At 35.9% G+C, this 17,936-nt stretch carries 16 protein-coding genes; 13 read left to right on the top strand and 3 right to left on the bottom strand.

Translation table 11 applies throughout. The features are described 5' to 3' along the window. The first annotated feature begins 20 nt into the window (after window positions 1–20). From tyrS to HUW50_RS17215, 3 genes are all read left to right on the top strand, one after another. The gene (gene tyrS, locus HUW50_RS17205) at window positions 21–1,265 is read left to right on the top strand and encodes a tyrosine--tRNA ligase (RefSeq protein ID WP_185653070.1); all 1,245 of its coding nucleotides are present in this window, start codon (window positions 21–23) and stop codon (window positions 1,263–1,265) included. A 180-nt stretch (window positions 1,266–1,445) separates the two neighbouring features. Beyond that, window positions 1,446–1,631 (top strand): hypothetical protein, encoded by a 186-nt coding sequence (locus HUW50_RS17210; protein ID WP_066331566.1) that lies wholly within the window; start codon window positions 1,446–1,448, stop codon window positions 1,629–1,631. 38 nt (window positions 1,632–1,669) lie between these two features. Beyond that, window positions 1,670–1,870: a hypothetical protein gene (locus HUW50_RS17215; RefSeq protein WP_185653071.1), complete on the top strand. Its 201-nt coding sequence runs from the start codon at window positions 1,670–1,672 to the stop codon at window positions 1,868–1,870. Between the two features lie 136 nt (window positions 1,871–2,006). Here HUW50_RS17215 and HUW50_RS17220 read toward each other — a convergent pair whose 3' ends face one another. Further along, a complete protein-coding gene (locus HUW50_RS17220) occupies window positions 2,007–2,435 on the bottom strand; it encodes a DUF2383 domain-containing protein (RefSeq protein ID WP_066331556.1) in 429 nt (142 codons plus the stop codon). A 222-nt stretch (window positions 2,436–2,657) separates the two neighbouring features. Between HUW50_RS17220 and HUW50_RS17225 the strand changes: the two genes are divergently transcribed. After that, window positions 2,658–4,280 (top strand): ABC1 kinase family protein, encoded by a 1,623-nt coding sequence (locus tag HUW50_RS17225; RefSeq protein WP_066331550.1) that lies wholly within the window; start codon window positions 2,658–2,660, stop codon window positions 4,278–4,280. 171 nt (window positions 4,281–4,451) lie between these two features. Here HUW50_RS17225 and HUW50_RS17230 read toward each other — a convergent pair whose 3' ends face one another. Together HUW50_RS17230 and HUW50_RS17235 are read right to left on the bottom strand one after the other, a co-directional pair. Further along, window positions 4,452–4,862, bottom strand: a complete 411-nt coding sequence (locus HUW50_RS17230) for an SET domain-containing protein (protein ID WP_066331720.1) — start codon at window positions 4,860–4,862, stop codon at window positions 4,452–4,454. A gap of 141 nt (window positions 4,863–5,003) precedes the next feature. Then, window positions 5,004–6,017, bottom strand: a complete 1,014-nt coding sequence (locus HUW50_RS17235; protein WP_066331540.1) for a DUF3231 family protein — start codon at window positions 6,015–6,017, stop codon at window positions 5,004–5,006. Window positions 6,018–6,316: 299 nt separating this feature from the next. Between HUW50_RS17235 and HUW50_RS17240 the strand changes: the two genes are divergently transcribed. The 9 genes from HUW50_RS17240 (at window position 6,317) to HUW50_RS17280 (ending at window position 17,866) form a co-directional block, all read left to right on the top strand. Next, entirely contained in the window at window positions 6,317–6,982 is a 666-nt protein-coding gene (locus tag HUW50_RS17240; protein WP_066331538.1) for a hypothetical protein, read from the top strand. Then, window positions 6,975–8,681, top strand: coding sequence for a GMC family oxidoreductase N-terminal domain-containing protein (locus tag HUW50_RS17245; protein ID WP_066331528.1), 1,707 nt, complete (start codon window positions 6,975–6,977; stop codon window positions 8,679–8,681). Before HUW50_RS17240 ends, HUW50_RS17245 begins: the two co-directional genes overlap by 8 nt. A gap of 72 nt (window positions 8,682–8,753) precedes the next feature. Then, window positions 8,754–9,281, top strand: a complete 528-nt coding sequence (locus HUW50_RS17250) for a DUF3231 family protein (protein ID WP_066331520.1) — start codon at window positions 8,754–8,756, stop codon at window positions 9,279–9,281. Window positions 9,282–10,004: 723 nt separating this feature from the next. After that, window positions 10,005–10,733 (top strand): PadR family transcriptional regulator, encoded by a 729-nt coding sequence (locus HUW50_RS17255; protein WP_066331517.1) that lies wholly within the window; start codon window positions 10,005–10,007, stop codon window positions 10,731–10,733. Window positions 10,734–10,758: 25 nt separating this feature from the next. Then, entirely contained in the window at window positions 10,759–12,501 is a 1,743-nt protein-coding gene (locus HUW50_RS17260) for an ABC transporter ATP-binding protein (protein WP_066331513.1), read from the top strand. 22 nt (window positions 12,502–12,523) lie between these two features. Then, window positions 12,524–14,317, top strand: coding sequence for an ABC transporter ATP-binding protein (locus HUW50_RS17265; protein WP_066331713.1), 1,794 nt, complete (start codon window positions 12,524–12,526; stop codon window positions 14,315–14,317). 119 nt (window positions 14,318–14,436) lie between these two features. Further along, a complete protein-coding gene (locus tag HUW50_RS17270) occupies window positions 14,437–14,766 on the top strand; it encodes an antibiotic biosynthesis monooxygenase family protein (protein ID WP_066331510.1) in 330 nt (109 codons plus the stop codon). Between the two features lie 394 nt (window positions 14,767–15,160). Next, window positions 15,161–16,180, top strand: coding sequence for a LacI family DNA-binding transcriptional regulator (locus HUW50_RS17275; RefSeq protein ID WP_066331506.1), 1,020 nt, complete (start codon window positions 15,161–15,163; stop codon window positions 16,178–16,180). A 360-nt stretch (window positions 16,181–16,540) separates the two neighbouring features. Continuing rightward, window positions 16,541–17,866 (top strand): ABC transporter substrate-binding protein, encoded by a 1,326-nt coding sequence (locus tag HUW50_RS17280; protein ID WP_083964600.1) that lies wholly within the window; start codon window positions 16,541–16,543, stop codon window positions 17,864–17,866. Window positions 17,867–17,936 lie beyond the last annotated feature (70 nt).

Raw genomic sequence — 17,936 nt, forward strand, 5'->3', positions numbered from 1 at the left:
TTATATTAGGAGGAACCAAAATGAGTAATTTAATAGAACAATTGAACGAGGAACAACGATCAGAGGTAAATAGACAAATGGCTATTTACAGCCAAGGAACAAAAGAAATTATTCCAACCGAAGAGTTAGAAAATAAAATTGCCAAGTCCATTTTAGAGAACAAACCTCTAAAAATAAAATTAGGCCTAGATCCTTCTGCTCCAGATGTACATCTTGGACATACGGTAGTACTTAACAAAATTAGGCAATTTCAAGAGAATGGTCATATTATCCAACTAATTATTGGTGACTTTACGGGGAAAATTGGAGATCCAACAGGAAAATCCGTGGCTAGAAAACAATTAACAGATGAAGAAGTTAAACATAATGCTAAAACATACTTCGAACAATTTGCAAAGGTTATCGATATGGAAAAAGTCGAGCTACATTATAACTCTAAATGGTTGTCAAAATTGAATTTTGAAGATGTCATTCAACTGGCAGGGAAAATAACTGTTGCAAGACTCTTAGAAAGGGATGATTTTGAAGAAAGAATTGCTTTTGGAAAGCCTATATCCCTTCATGAATTCTTTTACCCTTTAATGCAGGGATATGATTCGGTGGTATTAGAGTGTGATATAGAACTAGGTGGAACAGATCAGCATTTCAACATTTTGATGGGCAGACATTTCCAAGAAAAATTTGGAAAAGAAAAGCAAATAGCATTGTTAATGCCATTATTAGAGGGACTTGATGGTGTAGAGAAGATGTCGAAATCAAAGAAAAACTACATCGGTATTGATGAAAGCCCACAAGAAATGTACGGGAAAGCGATGTCTATTCCAGACGAATTAATGAATAAATACTTCGAATTAATAACAGATTTAACTCCTGAACAAATTCAAGCTATTAAAGTTCAAATTAAAACAGGGGAGCTACACCCTAGAGATGCGAAAATGTTACTCGGTAAGACAATCGTTAGAATGTACCACGGACTTGAAGAAGCTGAGAAGGCTGAACACCATTTTATTTCGGTCTTTCAAAAAGGGTCTATTCCTAAAGAGATTCCAGTAATAGAGTGGCAAGGTGAGATGAAGATATCAATCATCGAGTTACTCGTTAGCTTGCAAATGTTTAGCTCAAAGAGTGAGGCTAGAAGAATGATAGAAAATAGAGGTATAAAAATAAACGGAAACACAGTGGAAGATACAAAATTACAGCTTACTATCATTGACGGCTTAATTGTTCAGGTAGGTAAACGTAAATTTGTAAAGATTAAGCTCTAAAAAAGAAATCAGAGACAAATGGTCTCTGATTTCTTTTATTATCAACAATTAAAGTAAAAATAATGATTATTGTATTGAAAATAACATAAAGTCTTCTCCTTTTCCTTCACATTAATTTCTAAAATATATGAAGGAGGAAATGAACCTTATAAGATTGATATAAAAAAGGAGTTAGTATAATTGGAAGTAGCTGAGGAAACAATCACTAAACAAAACCCAACCTCAAGATCGAGAACAGCTCTCTTTATAAAACACTTTGGAGATGGCACTTTTATGCTGGAATTTATTTTTGCACCGTTTCTTATAATTCTAGAAGTAGATGAAAACTTTAGGATACTCAGAGCATTATATGGCCTATTAATGTAGAATTAGATATACCATCTATTTACGAGGGAGAATTTGTAATGAACAAAATTTTTTCAAGATATTCACACTGGCTAGCTCTTATTATAATTGGTTTTAGCTTTATTACAATGTTTATAAATTTCAAAATTGCCCCATCTGACATTATAGCTGTTATTTTTGGGGGAATAGGGCTGCTATCTGTTGGTTACCTTGCTTATGTCGTAGAAAAACACATAAGAAAGCAGAGAGAAGAGAAATAAATTTTATTCGTTAATTCATCAGTTACATGAGATTGGCTTCAATTCCTATGTAGCAGTTTATTTATTGTGCTTATATAGCATGATTGTCCAACATGAAGACCAACGACCTTTTGTTGGTCTTCTCGATTTCACTTTATTAATGTAGTAAATGTTTCAAGTGTTCAACATGTCTTCGGTTATTATCAATTACTTCTTCAACAATTTGCTTACTAGTTGGATCTAAATCACCCTTTACAAGTTCCTCTGAATATTGCACACCATAGTTATCTACTCCTTTTAGAGCATCTTCAATAATTTTTCTTGAATCATTAGGGAGCATGATTTTATGCATAAAGCTGTGCATTGATCCAGAGACACCTTCATCGTCAGCTGGAACTCCGCCTAGATTCTGTATTCGTTCTGCTATTTTCTGGGCATTAAGCTTTATGTCCTGTTGCATTGATTGAAAGTTATTCTTTAATTCATCATTTTCTACCTCTTGAATATAGTGTTCAAGTGAACGTATACCCATATATGTACCCCTTAATAAAGTGTTTAGTTCCACTATAATTGTCTCATTTGTCATAAACACACATCCTTTCTACCCTATTATGATGCCTGTGCTTTGAATTATTCCTAGTTTGTATCTTTAGATGAAGTACTCATTTCGCCTCTGTAACTTATCTTAGTTATTTTTCTTTCATTAGTCCCACAACTTACGATAAGAAGGAGAAGTGTCCATTTTTGTTGAATTATTGTAAGCAAAATACTTTTTCAAATAATTGTTAAAAGAAATGAGAGGTCCGTGATGAAAACTAAGAACAAGTTAGTTCGGATGTCAAAGGTACTATCTATGGCTTTTATCATCTTCATACAAATTTATTGGTATAAAATTCGAAGAAAGCCTGAAGTAGAATGGGAAAAGTTGTGGGAGAAAATAGGGGAGAGGTTTCGCAATACACTTTTTGAATTAGAGGGATTGCTCATTAAAATTGGTCAGATTCTGAGTATTCGCGCCGATCTACTTCCAAATGCATTTATCCATCAAATACAAGATCTTACAGATAAGGTTCCCCCATCTAACTGGAGTGAGATTCAGATGATTTTAGAAAAGGAATGGGGGAGTTCACTTGATCAACACTTTCTATTAATTGAAAAAACTGCAATTGCCTCAGCGTCGATAGGAGAAGTCTATAAAGGTATTTTGAAAGATGGTACAGAAGTTGCTATTAAAGTTCAACGTCCTAATATACAGTCAATTGTGCAAACTGATTTCCGGACTTTGGGTATCATCATTTGGTTTGCTGATCACTTTGTTCCTATTCCAAAAGGATTTATTAATTTTAAAGTCCTGTTTAAGGAACTAAAACAAGTGATTGAACGAGAACTTGATTTTACGAAGGAGCTAAAAGCCCTGCTCTTTTTTAGCGAAAGATTTAAGGATATGGAAGTAGTACAGGTTCCTTCAGTGTATTCGGAACTCAGTACTTCAAAGGTACTGGTGATGGAATGGGTTGAAGGAATAAGGCTCACAAATGAGGAGGCTTTAGATCAGTTAGAAGTTAGCCGTCAAGAATTGGCTGGGCGACTCCTCCAAGTATTCCTTCCACAATGGCTTGAACCTGGTACATTCCATGCTGACCCACATCCAGGAAATATACTCGTTTCAAAGGAAGGAAAAATCATCTTACTTGATTTCGGAATGGTAGGGGAAATTACCAAAAAGGATGCTACTTATTTTCAAGGTTTAATTGAAAGCTTTCTTAGTAAAAATTATACAAAAGCTGTAGATTGCTTGTTTCATTTAGGATTTTTGCTCCCTGGCGCTGAATCAAGAACGATCGAGAAGCTACTAGCTGAATTTATGTCCTTTCATCCTGACCAGTTAAAAGAAATGGATGTTATTGCATTAAAATTGGAAATGAATGATATGATTCAAGCCCTACCCATTCAGGTGCCAACTAGATTTGTCTTTTTAGGTCGCTCTTTTGTAACGATAGAAGGCATACTCCTCAATTTGGCACCAGAGGAGGAGCTTATTGATTTAATGAAACCCGTTTTTATGGAGTGGTTGAATAAACAAGGGAATAATAAATGGTCATTTGTTTGGCAATGGCTTCAATCACAGCCGATATTTAAGCTGTTTCATTCTGTTACAGAGTTTTTAGATGCTCCTAAAAAATTAGAACAAATAAAGGAAATCGAGCAAAGAAGACAATTTCAATTCATTATCTATGAAAATCATAAAAAACAGTTATTCCAATTAACTATATTTGGCTTCATCGGAATTGCTGCAGGTATCTATACCATACATCCCCTTATATTGAAGCTATCAATTGGAGTATCTTTTATCGCTAGTGTAGGGTATTTTATTTGTAGTTATAAGCTGAAGAAGTGGATGAAGTACATGCATGAAAAACGGAGAAGTTAGAGTTATTTGTATATACAAAAGCCTCTTGGTTATTGTCCTAAGATCTTGCATGAAAATGGACGAATTAATGCCAAGAGGCTACTTAAGTGATTATACGAATTAAAACTTTAGAAGTGGGTCTAATTCGCTATGGTGGTGTACTATTAGAATTTAAGAGTAAAAGGGTAATAATCAGTCTTTTGTTTCATCCTTGTCATTTGCAATCTCATCTTTATTGAACCATAGTGGTTCGTTGTCATCAACTTCACCATTGTAGTTAATAAGAATCTCTTCCCCAGCTTTTATATCTTTGTATGCAAAGAAATCAAATGTATGGTTTTTAAAATTGATATCATAAGTAGCATTAGGCTCATACGAATGATTAAATAGCATACCATAGCCTAATAATATCGCAGTGTGGTTTAGTCCATATTCAAACGCATAATCGTCAAGTAGCGTTTTTTCGATATGAACATGCTGCTCATTTGGATAAGAAATGACGGGTGCTTCATGAAGAAGAGTACCTTTTGCTATATCAGTCGTTGCAAATACTCCTCTATTGAATTCCCCATCACTGAGTGGGGATGTTTTAATTTCGATAATGTTAATCACCTACGAGTTCTTTAAAAGTATTTTATCTTCACTATCTTGACAGTTTATAATGAAGAAAGCAACTGTTTTAACGAACCTTATTAAAAAAAGATCTTCAATCTAAAAGATTAACATAGGATTTTGTGTAAATAATTATTTATGCTCCGCCAAATTTTCTCGGTTAGAAGCTAAAGGTGGTTGTTCCAACCATCCGTTACTTATTAATAGTTCTGCTCCATCTTCAGCATATAACCCTACCTCAGCCATAAGACGTGTGTATTCAAAAGCAAGGTCTCTTCTTTGAGAAACAGATACCCCAGCTCCAAAATATCCGACCGCTGAGGATACTAAGATGACAATATGATTTAACATTAGTTTATCTGAATAGGGCGGAACAGTTGAATTTGTTACCTCAGATACCCATGAAGCTGGAGATGCTAAATTATCTTTCGTTAAAGTGGAACTAAGAATACTGAACTGTTTTTCACAAATATCTTTTCCTCTTTGGAAATACTTTTTAACTTCTTTTGATTGACAGGCCTGTCCAAAGCCAATTTCTAAAACAACCTTAGCGATAATCTTTAGCATGTTAAAATTAATCCCACTAATTTCTATGGCATTTAAGGGACGTTTTTTCCCAAACCACCCCGATAAATATCGTTGATGATCTACAAAGTCAATTTGATTTGGTGTATTAATACGCGGGGGTTTACTGTAAATGCCTTTATTCAGCATAACATCTATGGTCCGTTCGTATAACTCCATTGTTTCTTTATTACATTGAATGAAATAGGCTATTTGGTCTTTGCGGGAAGAAGTGCCTACAGCACCAGCATAGCCAGTTAAACCTAGTAATGTCATCACGTGCATATATACTAACATAAAGGTATCTGTAAATAGAGGAGGGGCATTAAGGTTAACATCTTCTTCTTTGGTGAAACCCTTTGGAACGGGAAAATTCTCTTGTTTCAGAAATTCCTTAATTTTGTCAATATGGTTTTCAGCTATCTTAAGAGCAAATTTGAGTACTTCCTTTATATCTTCATCTTGTGCCTTATCAATAGAATGATAAAGAATACAAATTGATAAAGAATCATTCATATATTGAGTCCAAAGATTTGCTATTTCTGCTGAAGTAAGTTCAACATTATGATTGATATTTTCCACGAAAAAACCTCCAAAAATTAATAACGCTACTCTTCATTTGCTTCATTAAGATTAATTAATATATTTAAATTCACCTATTATTTGTGGGAATATGTATCTAAATTCTAATTTGTAAGGTTGAGCTTGCACTTGGGAATAAAAGAATAAAGTGACTAAGACCATTTCAAGTTGAATGCGAATATGCGGATTAAGCGTAGGTATCTTATAATTTCTACGTTAAAAAATAACTTCTAGACATAGAAAAATAAACGCAAAATAAGATTAAGAGGAAGGGAACATACCCTAAAGGAGGATAGCTTTTGCGAACCGGAGACAACATTGGAATTCTTGACCTTCAGACAAGGACTACTTTCCGTGCACTTGTTCAGATGATTATTCAACCTATAGAATACATAGCTTCAACAAGAGGAGCCGTTCAAGTAGAAGATGCAGTGCTTGTAAAAGTATATGAATATGTTATATGGACACTTGATCATTCATTGGCTTATACAACAGAGGAACAGCTAAACTTAAATAATTCTTCAATGTCAACTGCTACAGCGCGTTTGCTGAATACTGCAGCTGCTTATTTAATTCAGTCAGGGCAGGCAAAATGTCCTCTAGACATGAGGGTGTTTACGAAAAGGACTCCGTTTACTTATCTATCGAGAAGTGATAGATTGCGTGTTATTACCTTATTAGATTGCCTTGACATTAATCTTGCAAGTTTGCCAACACCTTATACGAATAACCCTGGACTTATTCGTAATATGATGGATGTGCTAAACCAACTCACCCTATTTGGTTATTATTCAGAATGGACGGCTTATGGAACAACCCGTTTTTTACCGCCTGATAATAGACGATTAGAGTATTTTCCAATCGGTTGGTGTCAATCAAACTATCCAGGGGTAGCATTTGGATATCGTGACTTACGAGGATTTTTATTAAAATATCCGCACAAAAGGAGTGACCATAATGGCTGATCAGGATGTGATTGTGATTGGAGCAGGCGGTGGAGGTGCAGTTATCGCGAAGGAACTTGGAGAGATGGGATTAAACGTTCTAGTTCTGGAAGCAGGTCCATGGTATGGTAACAAAAAATGGCCACACCCTAATCAACAGCCAGGAGCCAAATTTAGCTCTCACTATAATGATTTAGATATAAGCCTGTACAGACAATTATTTAACAAGTATGAAGCAAACATGAATGATTTGGTTTTTGGTAGATTACGCTGGGGACCAGCAAATCGCAGTCTTCCACAGTGGTTCCGGAAAACGAATCAAAAAGCGCTAATTTGGCAAAATTCTGGTATAGGGGGAACAACACAAACATATACAGCCAATTCTCCTCGTGCGTTTCCAGAAGCAGTTGATCATGTATGGCCTCTTTCGTATCAAGAATTGGTTCCATATTATGAAAAGGTTGAAGCTATTTTACCTGTTAATTTTGCGCCAACAACTGCAAAAGAAGACTTATTCTACTTTGGGGCGAAACAGGCTGGCTGGGAGCTGATTCCTACTCTAAATGTAACAACCCCTGGGTTTCGTCCGCAGCCTAACGCTATATTGCCTCCTAATAAGAATCTTACTAATCCTACTATTCCACTTGAACAGTTATCATTATTGGAGGGCTGTACACTTGCAGGGCATTGTATAAATGGTTGTCCGCATGGACCTTCAATGGATAAAATTGCAAAGCGTTCAACAAATGTGAGCTACATTCCGCTTGCATTAAGGACCGGTAATGTCAAAATAAGACCGAATGCGTTTACGATAAAAATCATAACTGAAAATAAAGCTTCTTCAGACTCAAGTGCCATAGGAGTAATTGTTCGAGATGTTTGGACTGGAGAGCAGGAAGAATTACTGGCAGATGCTGTTGTAATGGCAGCAGGGAGCATTGAAAGTCCTCGTCTATGGTTAAATTCAGGGTTGCCTAAGAATCCATGGGTAGGAAAAGGCTTGGTTAATCATTACATGGACTGGTTAACGGGAATATTTGATGAGAAAGACTTGAATTTAATTTTAGGATGCGAAACTATTGATCCCTTTGTTGGACACACTTGCGGTGCAAGGCTAGATTATCCTGGACTAGGTTCATTGCAGACCGTTGGAATGAGTCCAGGCTTAACTGCTTCTTTTTATGGGATGAGTGAATCTGGATACAATATTTTACATCCTACTATACCAAATAGGCATGAGGACTCACAGGGGCGAATTATTGGTTATGAATTGAAAGAATTAATGACAAACTATCGTAAAACGTTAAGTATCGTATTATGTACAGATGATGAAGTGGATCAACGAAATGGAGTTACGGTCGATCCGTTTATTAGTGATGAACATGGACCTATTCCTATCGTACAATATAAACCTACAAAACGATCAATTAAGAGACAGAGTGAATTGGCTAAGATGGCGGCTAATATTCTACGTAAAGCAGGGGCAAAAAAAATAATTAGATCTAATTGGCCTTCAGGTGTTATGATCCATTTGGAAAGCACAATGAGAATGGGCTTTGTTGTTGACCAGAATTGTGAATCATATCAGGTAAAAAGATTATACATTGCTGATAACAGTGTACATTTTAATAGCATAGGTGGGGCGAACCCAACCCTTACAACACAGGCACTTGCTACTCGAACAGCGGAAAAGCTTTTCGAAAAATATTTCAGTAAGTAGCATTTTTTTATGTCTATTGGAAACCATATGATTAGAACAAATTACATCTTATGTTTGGTGGGATAAATAGACGTGAACTTATTTGAAATAATTCATGATGCATTTGAACCATTTATGGATGATGAAAAGAAGCCATTGAATGTAATGGAGGTAACCAATCTTTGGTTTTTTCTACTAGGTACTGAAACGACGATGAGGAATGAAGAAATTGGCTATAATCTTTCTCAGGATGAAGAATTAAAGCTAATATTAAAAGATGTAAAAGAAAATTTACATATTCCTATTAAAAAGGAAATTGCCGAGTTTCTAAAGAAGGAAGGAGTTCCTTTACCACAATCAACTCCGGAAAAGCCTACTTTCGAATATCAGAAAATTCCAGAGGGTGCTAAATTAAATGACGAAGAAATTGCTAATTTAATGTCATATAATTTGGCAATGGGTGTTAACTATGCGTCAAGAGGACTTACAGAATCAATTCGGTCGGATGTCGGTGTGATCTTTATGAAAATAATAATGAGAAAAACTATATATGGCTTAAAAGTAAAACGATATCTGGAACAACATGAGTGGCTTCGTATTCCCCCTTCCTTTAAACCTTAACGGATTTTTAATAAATAGATGAATAAGTAAAAAACACTGAAGCATAAATTATTTATCATTGTCATTTCCAATAAAAGTTAAGTATAATATAATAAATACTTACCCTTAACTAAACAAGACCGCTGGTGCTGTAACACCAACGGTCTACAATAGTCGGTTCCTATAAAGGAGTCGGCCAATAAGGTAGAAAAAAAATAATCCACCTGAGCCGCTAACTCAAGGGTGGATTATTTTTTTGAGTCAAATGATAGGATCGCTACGATTAGACTAGCAAACGCAACCGCAAACATCAAAGATTCAAAAGTCGTCAAACGGCCTCACCCCCTTTACTAGGAGTGTGCCGACACCCTTGAGAAAACCGATTCTATTGTTCGTTAATTGTAACATGATATCAATTATGAAAGTAGATGGATTAGACAAACGATTGCTTGGGGCAAAAAGCGATCATCAAATCCTCCATTCTCCCGCAGAGAAGGATTTATCTATTGCATATAGCTTTTGTAGCGTACTTTTCCATTCCCGTTAGAGTAGATTAAACATTTAATAAGCCAAACGGCAGCGTAGTTATACGCTGTCGTTTTTTTTCTTATAGAAATAAGATTTTTAAGTAACCTTATTAACAATGTTTTTATATCGAAAAAAATAATCGATATATTTATTGTGAATATTCTATATATCGATTAATATTAATCGTAATAGATAAAAATGTATTGGAGGTTTCGTATGACAGTCTTTAAAAAACAAGATATTCTCACCATTCTTACTCATATAAGCCGCAAAGACATGAATAGGATGGAATTGCTACATATTCTTAGTGACGAAATTCAAAATGTGAATCATGTAATTGATCATTTGCTTAATGAAGAATTGCTCCGCAGCAAGGAAGGGATGTTATCACTTTCAGAAAAAGGTTTAAAAAAAGCCCGCCACCTCTATGAAAAGCCTCCACACTTAAGAGAAAAAATTAAAACAAAATTCTCAAAACGAAGAGGTCTTATTCAACTAGCAATCCTCCAGCTTCTTAAGGAAGAGCCAAGACATGGGTATCAGGTAATGAAGCTATTGGAAGAGAGAAGTGATGGTTTGTATACTCCTAGTGCTGGGACGATCTATCCTGCTTTACAAGATTTGCTTGATAAAGACTTGATTTCAGTTGATGAGCAAGCGGACAAAAAAGTGTACACCTTAAATAATGTCGGTGTGGAGTTTCTTTCAGACATTATTCATGATGAGGATGATGTTTTTTGGGAGGAATGGCGCGTCCGTTTAATGTGGAAGCAATCAAAGGAAGCGGCATTAGTACGGGAAGAGATGGAGAAGTTCCAATTAGAGTTCCAGTTTGCGATGAAGAATGTATTGCATGATCCGTCACTTGCACTTGAGCTTGTGTCAATTATTAAAAATGGACGGAATGAGTTGATTAACTGGTCTGAAAAGCAGGGAAGGAAATAACCAAGTACAGATAGGAGTTTGATAAATGAAATCCATTAGGAAGTTGTTATTATACACAGAGCCCTATAAGTTTTTTATTGTACTTGCACCGTTATTAATGGCGTTAGAGGTAACGATGGATCTCTTACAACCATTGATTATGCAAAAAATAATAGATAACGGGATAGCAAATGATGATATGACATATGTCGTACAAATGGGACTATTTATGATTGCTGCTGCAATTATTGGGCTAGCTGGTGGGGTAGGATGTACGATTTACAGTACAAAAGCAGCCGTGAATTTTGCAACAGATATAAGGCGTGATGTGTTTAAAAAGGTAGAAGATTTTTCAAGTGGAAATTGTGACTCGTTTGGCGCTGGAAAACTAATTACGATCGTGACAAGTGATATTTCATTGGTTCAAACAGCGTTAATGATGACATTGCGAGTATTTGTAAGAGGTCCGCTTCTTTTTATCGGTAGCATTATTATTGTCTTTTTTCAGGCTAGAGAGCTGTTTCCGCTTTTATTTTTCCTAATCCCTATTTTGTTATTTTTCATTATTGTTCTGTCAAGAAAAGCAGGTGTATGGTTTAAACGAGTACAAGAAGGAATCGACCAGCTAAATACGAAACTACAGGAAAGCATTGCTGGGATAAGAGTTGTAAAAGCGTTTGTGCGTAAGGATTATGAGATTGGCCTGTTTAAGAAGGTAAATGATTCGTTAACGAAAACGACGATGACAGCTGATCAGATTATTACGATCCTGATGCCGATTTTATTGTTTGTGATTAATTGTGGAATTGTTATTGCACTCATACTTGGAGTGATACGTGTGGAAGAAGGATCAATCCAGGTTGGGATGATTCTTGCATTTATCAACTATTTAAATATTATATTAATGGCGTTAATGTCGAGCAGTATGGTTCTTATGCAATTAATGCGCGCATTTCCATCAGCCGACAGGATCCAACAGGTATTAGAAACAAAAAATGAGATTGAAAGGTTCGAAGATTTGCGGCAGGTTACTTCTGTTGAGGGAGATATAGAGTTTAAGGATGTATCTTTTTCCTATAGTAAAAATGGTGAACACGTGCTAAAACACCTCTCATTTACTGTCGCCAAAGGAGAAAAAATTGGCATAATTGGACCAACGGGAAGTGGGAAAACGACGCTAGCAAAGCTTTTGCCAAGATTGTACGATGTTGGCCAAGGAGAAATTCTCATTGATGGCGTTAATCTGAAGAATCTCAATCTAGAATCCCTTCGTTCGTCGATTGGCTATATTACACAAAAGCCGATCTTATTTTCTGGTAGTATCGAAACCAATCTTAAATATGGTAAAACTTCAGCAACTAATGAAGAGCTTAAAAATGCAGCTAAACATGCTTGTGCTACAGAGTTTATCGAGGGGTTTGAGGACAAATATGCCCATCAACTAACCCAAGGAGCGACAAACCTGTCAGGAGGTCAAAAGCAACGATTATCGATTGCGAGAGCCTTTATTAGAAAACCATCAATCCTAATTTTAGATGATGCTACATCAGCAGTTGATGCTCGATCAGAGGCAACCATTCTACAAGCCTTGGAATCTGATTTTCATAACACAACCACATTTGTGATTGCTTCGAAGATTTCATCGATTATTAAAGCAGATAAAATTCTTGTCATGGATGATGGAGAAATTATTGGCAATGGGACACATCAACAACTGCTTGAGAACTGTCCTTTATACCAAGAAATTTACAATACACAAGCTGAGAAAGGAGGGGTAGTTGTTGAGTAATCAAACCAATAGTGTAACCAAAATGCAGCAATTAACAGGTGGGGGAGGTCCAAAAGGAAGAATACCTGGTCCACCGGTTAAAACAAAGGATCCGAAGGGGACCTTGCTTCGAATTTGGAACTATATGGAGAGACAAAAGACTGGTTTGTTGTTATCAACACTATTTGTCATCCTTTCTTCTTTATTAAGTTTACTAGGTCCATATTATATTGGGGTGATCATTGACCACTATATTATTCCCAAGGATGTGTCTGGTACGATCAGAATGGCTGGTCTACTGCTTGGGATTTATTTTTTTACATCCCTTTTTACTTGGCTACAGGCCTATATAATGGTTAATGTTTCATTAAAAACGATAGGTTCCCTTCGTGAGGATTTGTTTACAAAGCTTCAGACACTATCCTTACATTTTTTCGATCGCCATAAGCATGGGGATCTAATGAGTCGATTCACGAATGATATTGAAAGCCTTAATCAAGCGCTAAGTCAAAGCGTCATCCAGATCATTTCATCGATTTTAACTGTTATAGGTGTGACGATTGCTATGTTTTCCTTGAACTGGGTCTTAGCAATTGTATCCTTTATAACAATTCCCCTGATGCTTTTTGTGACGAAAAAAATCGTTAGTATAAGTCGGAAGAACTTTTCAAAACGACAAAAGGATATGGGGGAACTAAATGGATTTATTGAAGAATCAATTAGTGGTGGAGAGGTTATTACGCTGTTCGGTAAGGAGGATGATACGTTTTCTGAATTTCATGTGGTCAATGAACGACTACGTCAATCTGCGATGCGCGCGGACATGTTCTCAGGATTTCTTGGTCCGTCAAATAACTTTCTCAGCAACTTAGGTTTAGGGCTAGTGATTGGTGTGGGAGCGATTATGGCGTTAAAAGGAATGACAACCGTTGGAATCATTGCTTCATTTGTAACGTATTCACGGCAATTTTCAAGACCGATTAACCAGATGTCAACCTTACTTAATGCGATTCAAGCAGCACTAGCTGGAGCTGAACGTGTTTTTGAAACGATGGATGAAGTGCCTGACTTAAAAGATAAAAAAAATGCTATCTCTATAAGCAAGTTTCTAGGGGATATCGAGTTTTCGGATGTTGAATTTAGCTACGACAATGAAAAAAAGATTCTTAAAAATATTGATTTTTCAGCTAGTGCCGGTGAGATGATAGCCTTAGTCGGGCCAACTGGCTCTGGGAAAACAACGATCATTAATTTACTTATGCGTTTTTACGATAACGATTCAGGTGAAATTCTTATAGACGGCAAAAATAGTAGGGATTATAAACTAAGAGATTTACGAAAAAGAATCGGAATTGTGCTACAGGATCCGTATTTATTTTCTGGAACAGTCATGGAAAATATCCGTTATGGCAGACTTGATGCAACCGATGAAGAAATTATTCAAGCTGCCAAAACAGCATCTGCTCATGGGTTTATTAAGCATTTGCCAGCGCAATACCACACAATGATTACTGCTGGTGGATCCAATATAAGTCAAGGGCAAAAACAACTGCTATCAATCGCAAGAGCAATCCTAGCAGATGCCGATATTCTAATTCTAGATGAGGCAACATCTAATATCGATACGCGAACTGAGGTTGAAATTCAAAAGGGACTTCGCAATCTAACAAAAGGAAAAACCAGCTTTGTTATTGCTCATCGATTGAGAACAATCGAGCGTGCGGATCAAATTTTAGTCATTAAAGATGGGGAATTAATTGAGCAAGGAAATCATGCAGATTTATTAAAACAACGTGGATTTTATTATGATCTTTACGCAAATCAGCTTAGTATTTAGATTAATAACAAATATGGATTTACGACCGAAAAATAAGCATATTTACTAACGAACAAGAAATTATTTTGCAAAACAAGTAAATGACAAACTACAATATATAATTTGAAAGGATGATACAAATGTTTGTAAACACAGCAACCTTTGAAATTGAAAAAGCGTACGAGGAGCGTCTTGTAAATAAGCGTAAAAAAGACAAAGCACAGATAGAGGAGGCGAAAGGAATCCTTTCCTTTGAATGCTGGCGTAGAGAAAACAAAGACACAGTTGAATTTGTCTATGTATCAAAATGGGAATCACAAGCTGCCTTCAAAGCATGGATTTCAAGAGATGAACATGTTAACGAGCATAAGGAAATGAACAAGCGAAAAAAAGACAATGAGGAAAAAGAGCAAGTGAAAATGAAAAAGACTTTACGAGCATTTGAGCTTTATGATAGCTCTGATAATTAAATGAAGGTTGTGCTTTACGGTGTTGCTTTTTAGAGCAATGCCGTTTTTTAATTATAGGATAAACATTAACTATTTGTTTTCTTAAAATAGAAAAATTAACTAAAAGGGAAAACTTTAGTAAATTAATGGATTGCCATTTCTTACGTGGTATGGAAAATTAGGTGAGGTAATTTTAGAAAAAGTTTACTAATGTTTTTTGTAATTATTCTTATAATATTAAATATATTACTATAAACCTTTGTTGTATTACGGTAAATTAATTATTAAAATTATAAAAAAATATGTTGAAAGCGCTTTAATAATTTGATAACCTTTAAATATAAAGTAAATATTTGGTGAAAAAATACATGGCATTGCCTTTAAATAATTCAAATGTAGTGAGGTAATTCAAAATATGGCAACGATCAAAGATATTGCAGCAAATGCGAATGTCTCGAGTTCAACGGTATCAAGGGTATTAAACAATGATCCTACGATATCGGTAACTCCTGAAACAAGGGATCGGATTTTAGAGGTCGCAAAGCAATTAGGTTATAAAACGGTAAGGAAGCGAAAGACTGAACAAAAGCTTACACAATCAAATAGCCCACGGATTGGAATTTTTTTACCACATACCCTTGAGGAACAAGAAGATGGTGTAGATGATCCTTATTTAACTTCCATTAGGCAAGGTGTTGAGAGTGAGTGTCTCAATAGAGGGATTTTCACCAACAAGGTCATGCGTTTATCTGATGACCATCAAGAGCAGATCATTGACGACATTGATGGGTTGATTGTGATTGGTAGTATAGATATTAATGTGATGCACTTAGTAAGAAAATGTTCAGACAATATTGTATTTGTTAATTGTTCTCCTGATGAGGATAAGTTTGATTCGGTTGTCATTGATTTCGAAAAAGCGACTACCAGCGCATTAAAACACTTATTAGACCAAGGATATAAAAAAATTGGTTATATCGGCGGGAAAGAGAGATTTAAGAATCAGGTAATTGAGGATAAGCGTCATACGACTTTTGTGAAAATATTGAAATCAGAAGGGCTTTACAACGAAGATCACGTTTTTATTGGCGAATATACAATGACACATGGATACGAGTTAATGAAAACGATCATTAAAAAGGGAAATCTTCCTGAAGCGTTTTTTATAGGGAGTGATTCTATGTCAATTGGGGCTATGCGTGCTTTGCGTGAGGCAAACTTGAAAGTTCCTGAGGAAATCGCGATTGCAAGCTTTAATGATGTTCAAATGGCGAGATTTGCAAGCACGCCATTAACAACAGTTAAGGTTTATACCGAGCAAATGGGACGGACAAGTATTCAATTGCTATTAGATCGCATCGCTGGTCGTGAATTACCACTTAAAGTAACGGTCCCGACTAAGTTAATCGTTCGTGATAGCTCAGGGCTAAAATAGGAAAGTAACATTAGAGCCTTTTTAGGAGGTGATGTTTGGCGTTGAAAAAGTGTCATTTTACTAGTAAGCAAGGGGGATCCTGTCAACAGAAAAAAGAGATCAAGTGGTCATAGAATACGAGAAAATCAATTTGGTAGAATTAACGCGATGGGGGCTGTTCTCCATTTTGATTATTTTTCGTCCTTCTGCTTTATATTTCTGAAATCTTCTTCTTCAGCAACTCTGTGGGGAACGAATTTAAGGTGGTGATGTACATACAAGGAGTAAGCAATGAACAGGTAACGTTTCTGTTTCACACTATAGTTATTTAACATTAGATTGAATCGAATGCTATATTGAATTTAAATTGGGGGGAAATGTATGAAGAAAACGAAACTTGCATTTTTATTTCTTGCTTTATTGCTAGTAATGGTACCAGTTCTACAAGGTTGTAGTGATTCTAGTAGTTCAAGTTCGACAGGTTCCGATTCAAAGGATTCAGGTGAAACAGTTAATTTAACGTTTTCTGCTTGGGGAAATCCAGCTGAAATCAAAGTATATCAAAAAGCTGTTGATGGCTTTATGAAAGAAAACCCAAATATCAAGGTAAAACTTGTACCAATCCCAAGTGATGGTTACATTCAAAAATTACAAACACAACTTCAAGGTAGTCAAGCTCCAGATGTTTTCTACGTCGGTGACGGTGATATTTCAAAAATCATTGAAACTGGTAAACTTGCTCCACTTGGTGAATTCATGAATAGCTCTGAAAGCTATGCAAAACCTGATGAATTTGCTGAAGGTTTATGGGGTGCCGCAAAAAAGGATGACGAAATTTATGGGATTACAGTTGATTGTAATCCAATGTTACTCTACTACAACAAAAAATTACTTTCAGAATTAGGTATTAAATCTCCACAAGAATATTTCGATGCAGGTGAATGGAATTTCGCAGCAATGGAAGAAGTAACAAGTCAGTTACGTGAAGGCGGAAAATATGGATTTATCGCTGATAATGGATGGGCTTCATTATTTAGCTGGATCTGGGCAAATGGTGGAGAAATTTACAATAAGGAAACAGGCGAATTTGTATTAGATCAAAATGAAAAAGGTATGGAAGCAATGGAATTCCTTGCAAAAATGGTAAAAGATAAAAACTTTACGTATACTGGGTCCCTACCAAAAGGACAGGGGGCAGAGGCAATGTTTATGTCTGGACAAGTTGGTATGGTAGCTGCAGGTAGATGGTTTACTCCTTTATTCAATGAAAACAAATCGTTAGAGTGGGATTATATTTCTTGGCCATCAAACACTGAAAATAAAACTGAGCCAGTAGGTATCCCAACTGCTTATCTTGCTGCAAACAATGATTCAAAGCATAAAGAAGAAGCAATGAAGTTCGTAACATACTATACATCTAAAGTTGGCCAAGAAATGCGTCTAGCTGGTGTAGGTAATGCGATTCCATCAATTGGTGGTATTGACGAAGCTGTAACAGATTCGAAGGTTCCTGAACATGTTGACGTAATCATTCAAGCGCGTGAACAAGGTTTTGCAAATGCTATCCAATCGACAATTCCAGGATTAGATAAAGAGGTAAATGACATTATGGACTTAATGTATCTTGGAAAAGATGATGCGCAAACAACAGTGACAAAATTAGCTGAAAAAGCAAACACAATGATTGCTGAGCATAAAGGTGAGTAACTAATTCAGGTAAATAGGTGGAGATCGATGTTTAAATAGGCGCCTTTCTCCACCGCATCTATTACAGAAG

It is taken from the genome of Metabacillus sp. KUDC1714, assembly GCF_014217835.1.
Lineage (GTDB): Bacteria > Bacillota > Bacilli > Bacillales > Bacillaceae > Metabacillus > Metabacillus rhizosphaerae.

What these genes read in the sequence shown, in the direction of transcription:
- tyrS (WP_185653070.1), top strand. Translation starts at nt 21, where the DNA reads ATGAGTAATTTAATAGAACAATTGAACGAGGAACAACGATCAGAGGTA.
- HUW50_RS17215 (WP_185653071.1), top strand. Translation starts at nt 1,670, where the DNA reads ATGAACAAAATTTTTTCAAGATATTCACACTGGCTAGCTCTTATTATA.
- HUW50_RS17220 (WP_066331556.1), bottom strand. Translation starts at nt 2,435, where the DNA reads ATGACAAATGAGACAATTATAGTGGAACTAAACACTTTATTAAGGGGT.
- HUW50_RS17225 (WP_066331550.1), top strand. Translation starts at nt 2,658, where the DNA reads ATGAAAACTAAGAACAAGTTAGTTCGGATGTCAAAGGTACTATCTATG.
- HUW50_RS17245 (WP_066331528.1), top strand. Translation starts at nt 6,975, where the DNA reads ATGGCTGATCAGGATGTGATTGTGATTGGAGCAGGCGGTGGAGGTGCA.
- HUW50_RS17255 (WP_066331517.1), top strand. Translation starts at nt 10,005, where the DNA reads ATGACAGTCTTTAAAAAACAAGATATTCTCACCATTCTTACTCATATA.
- HUW50_RS17260 (WP_066331513.1), top strand. Translation starts at nt 10,759, where the DNA reads ATGAAATCCATTAGGAAGTTGTTATTATACACAGAGCCCTATAAGTTT.
- HUW50_RS17265 (WP_066331713.1), top strand. Translation starts at nt 12,524, where the DNA reads ATGCAGCAATTAACAGGTGGGGGAGGTCCAAAAGGAAGAATACCTGGT.
- HUW50_RS17270 (WP_066331510.1), top strand. Translation starts at nt 14,437, where the DNA reads ATGTTTGTAAACACAGCAACCTTTGAAATTGAAAAAGCGTACGAGGAG.
- HUW50_RS17275 (WP_066331506.1), top strand. Translation starts at nt 15,161, where the DNA reads ATGGCAACGATCAAAGATATTGCAGCAAATGCGAATGTCTCGAGTTCA.
- HUW50_RS17280 (WP_083964600.1), top strand. Translation starts at nt 16,541, where the DNA reads ATGAAGAAAACGAAACTTGCATTTTTATTTCTTGCTTTATTGCTAGTA.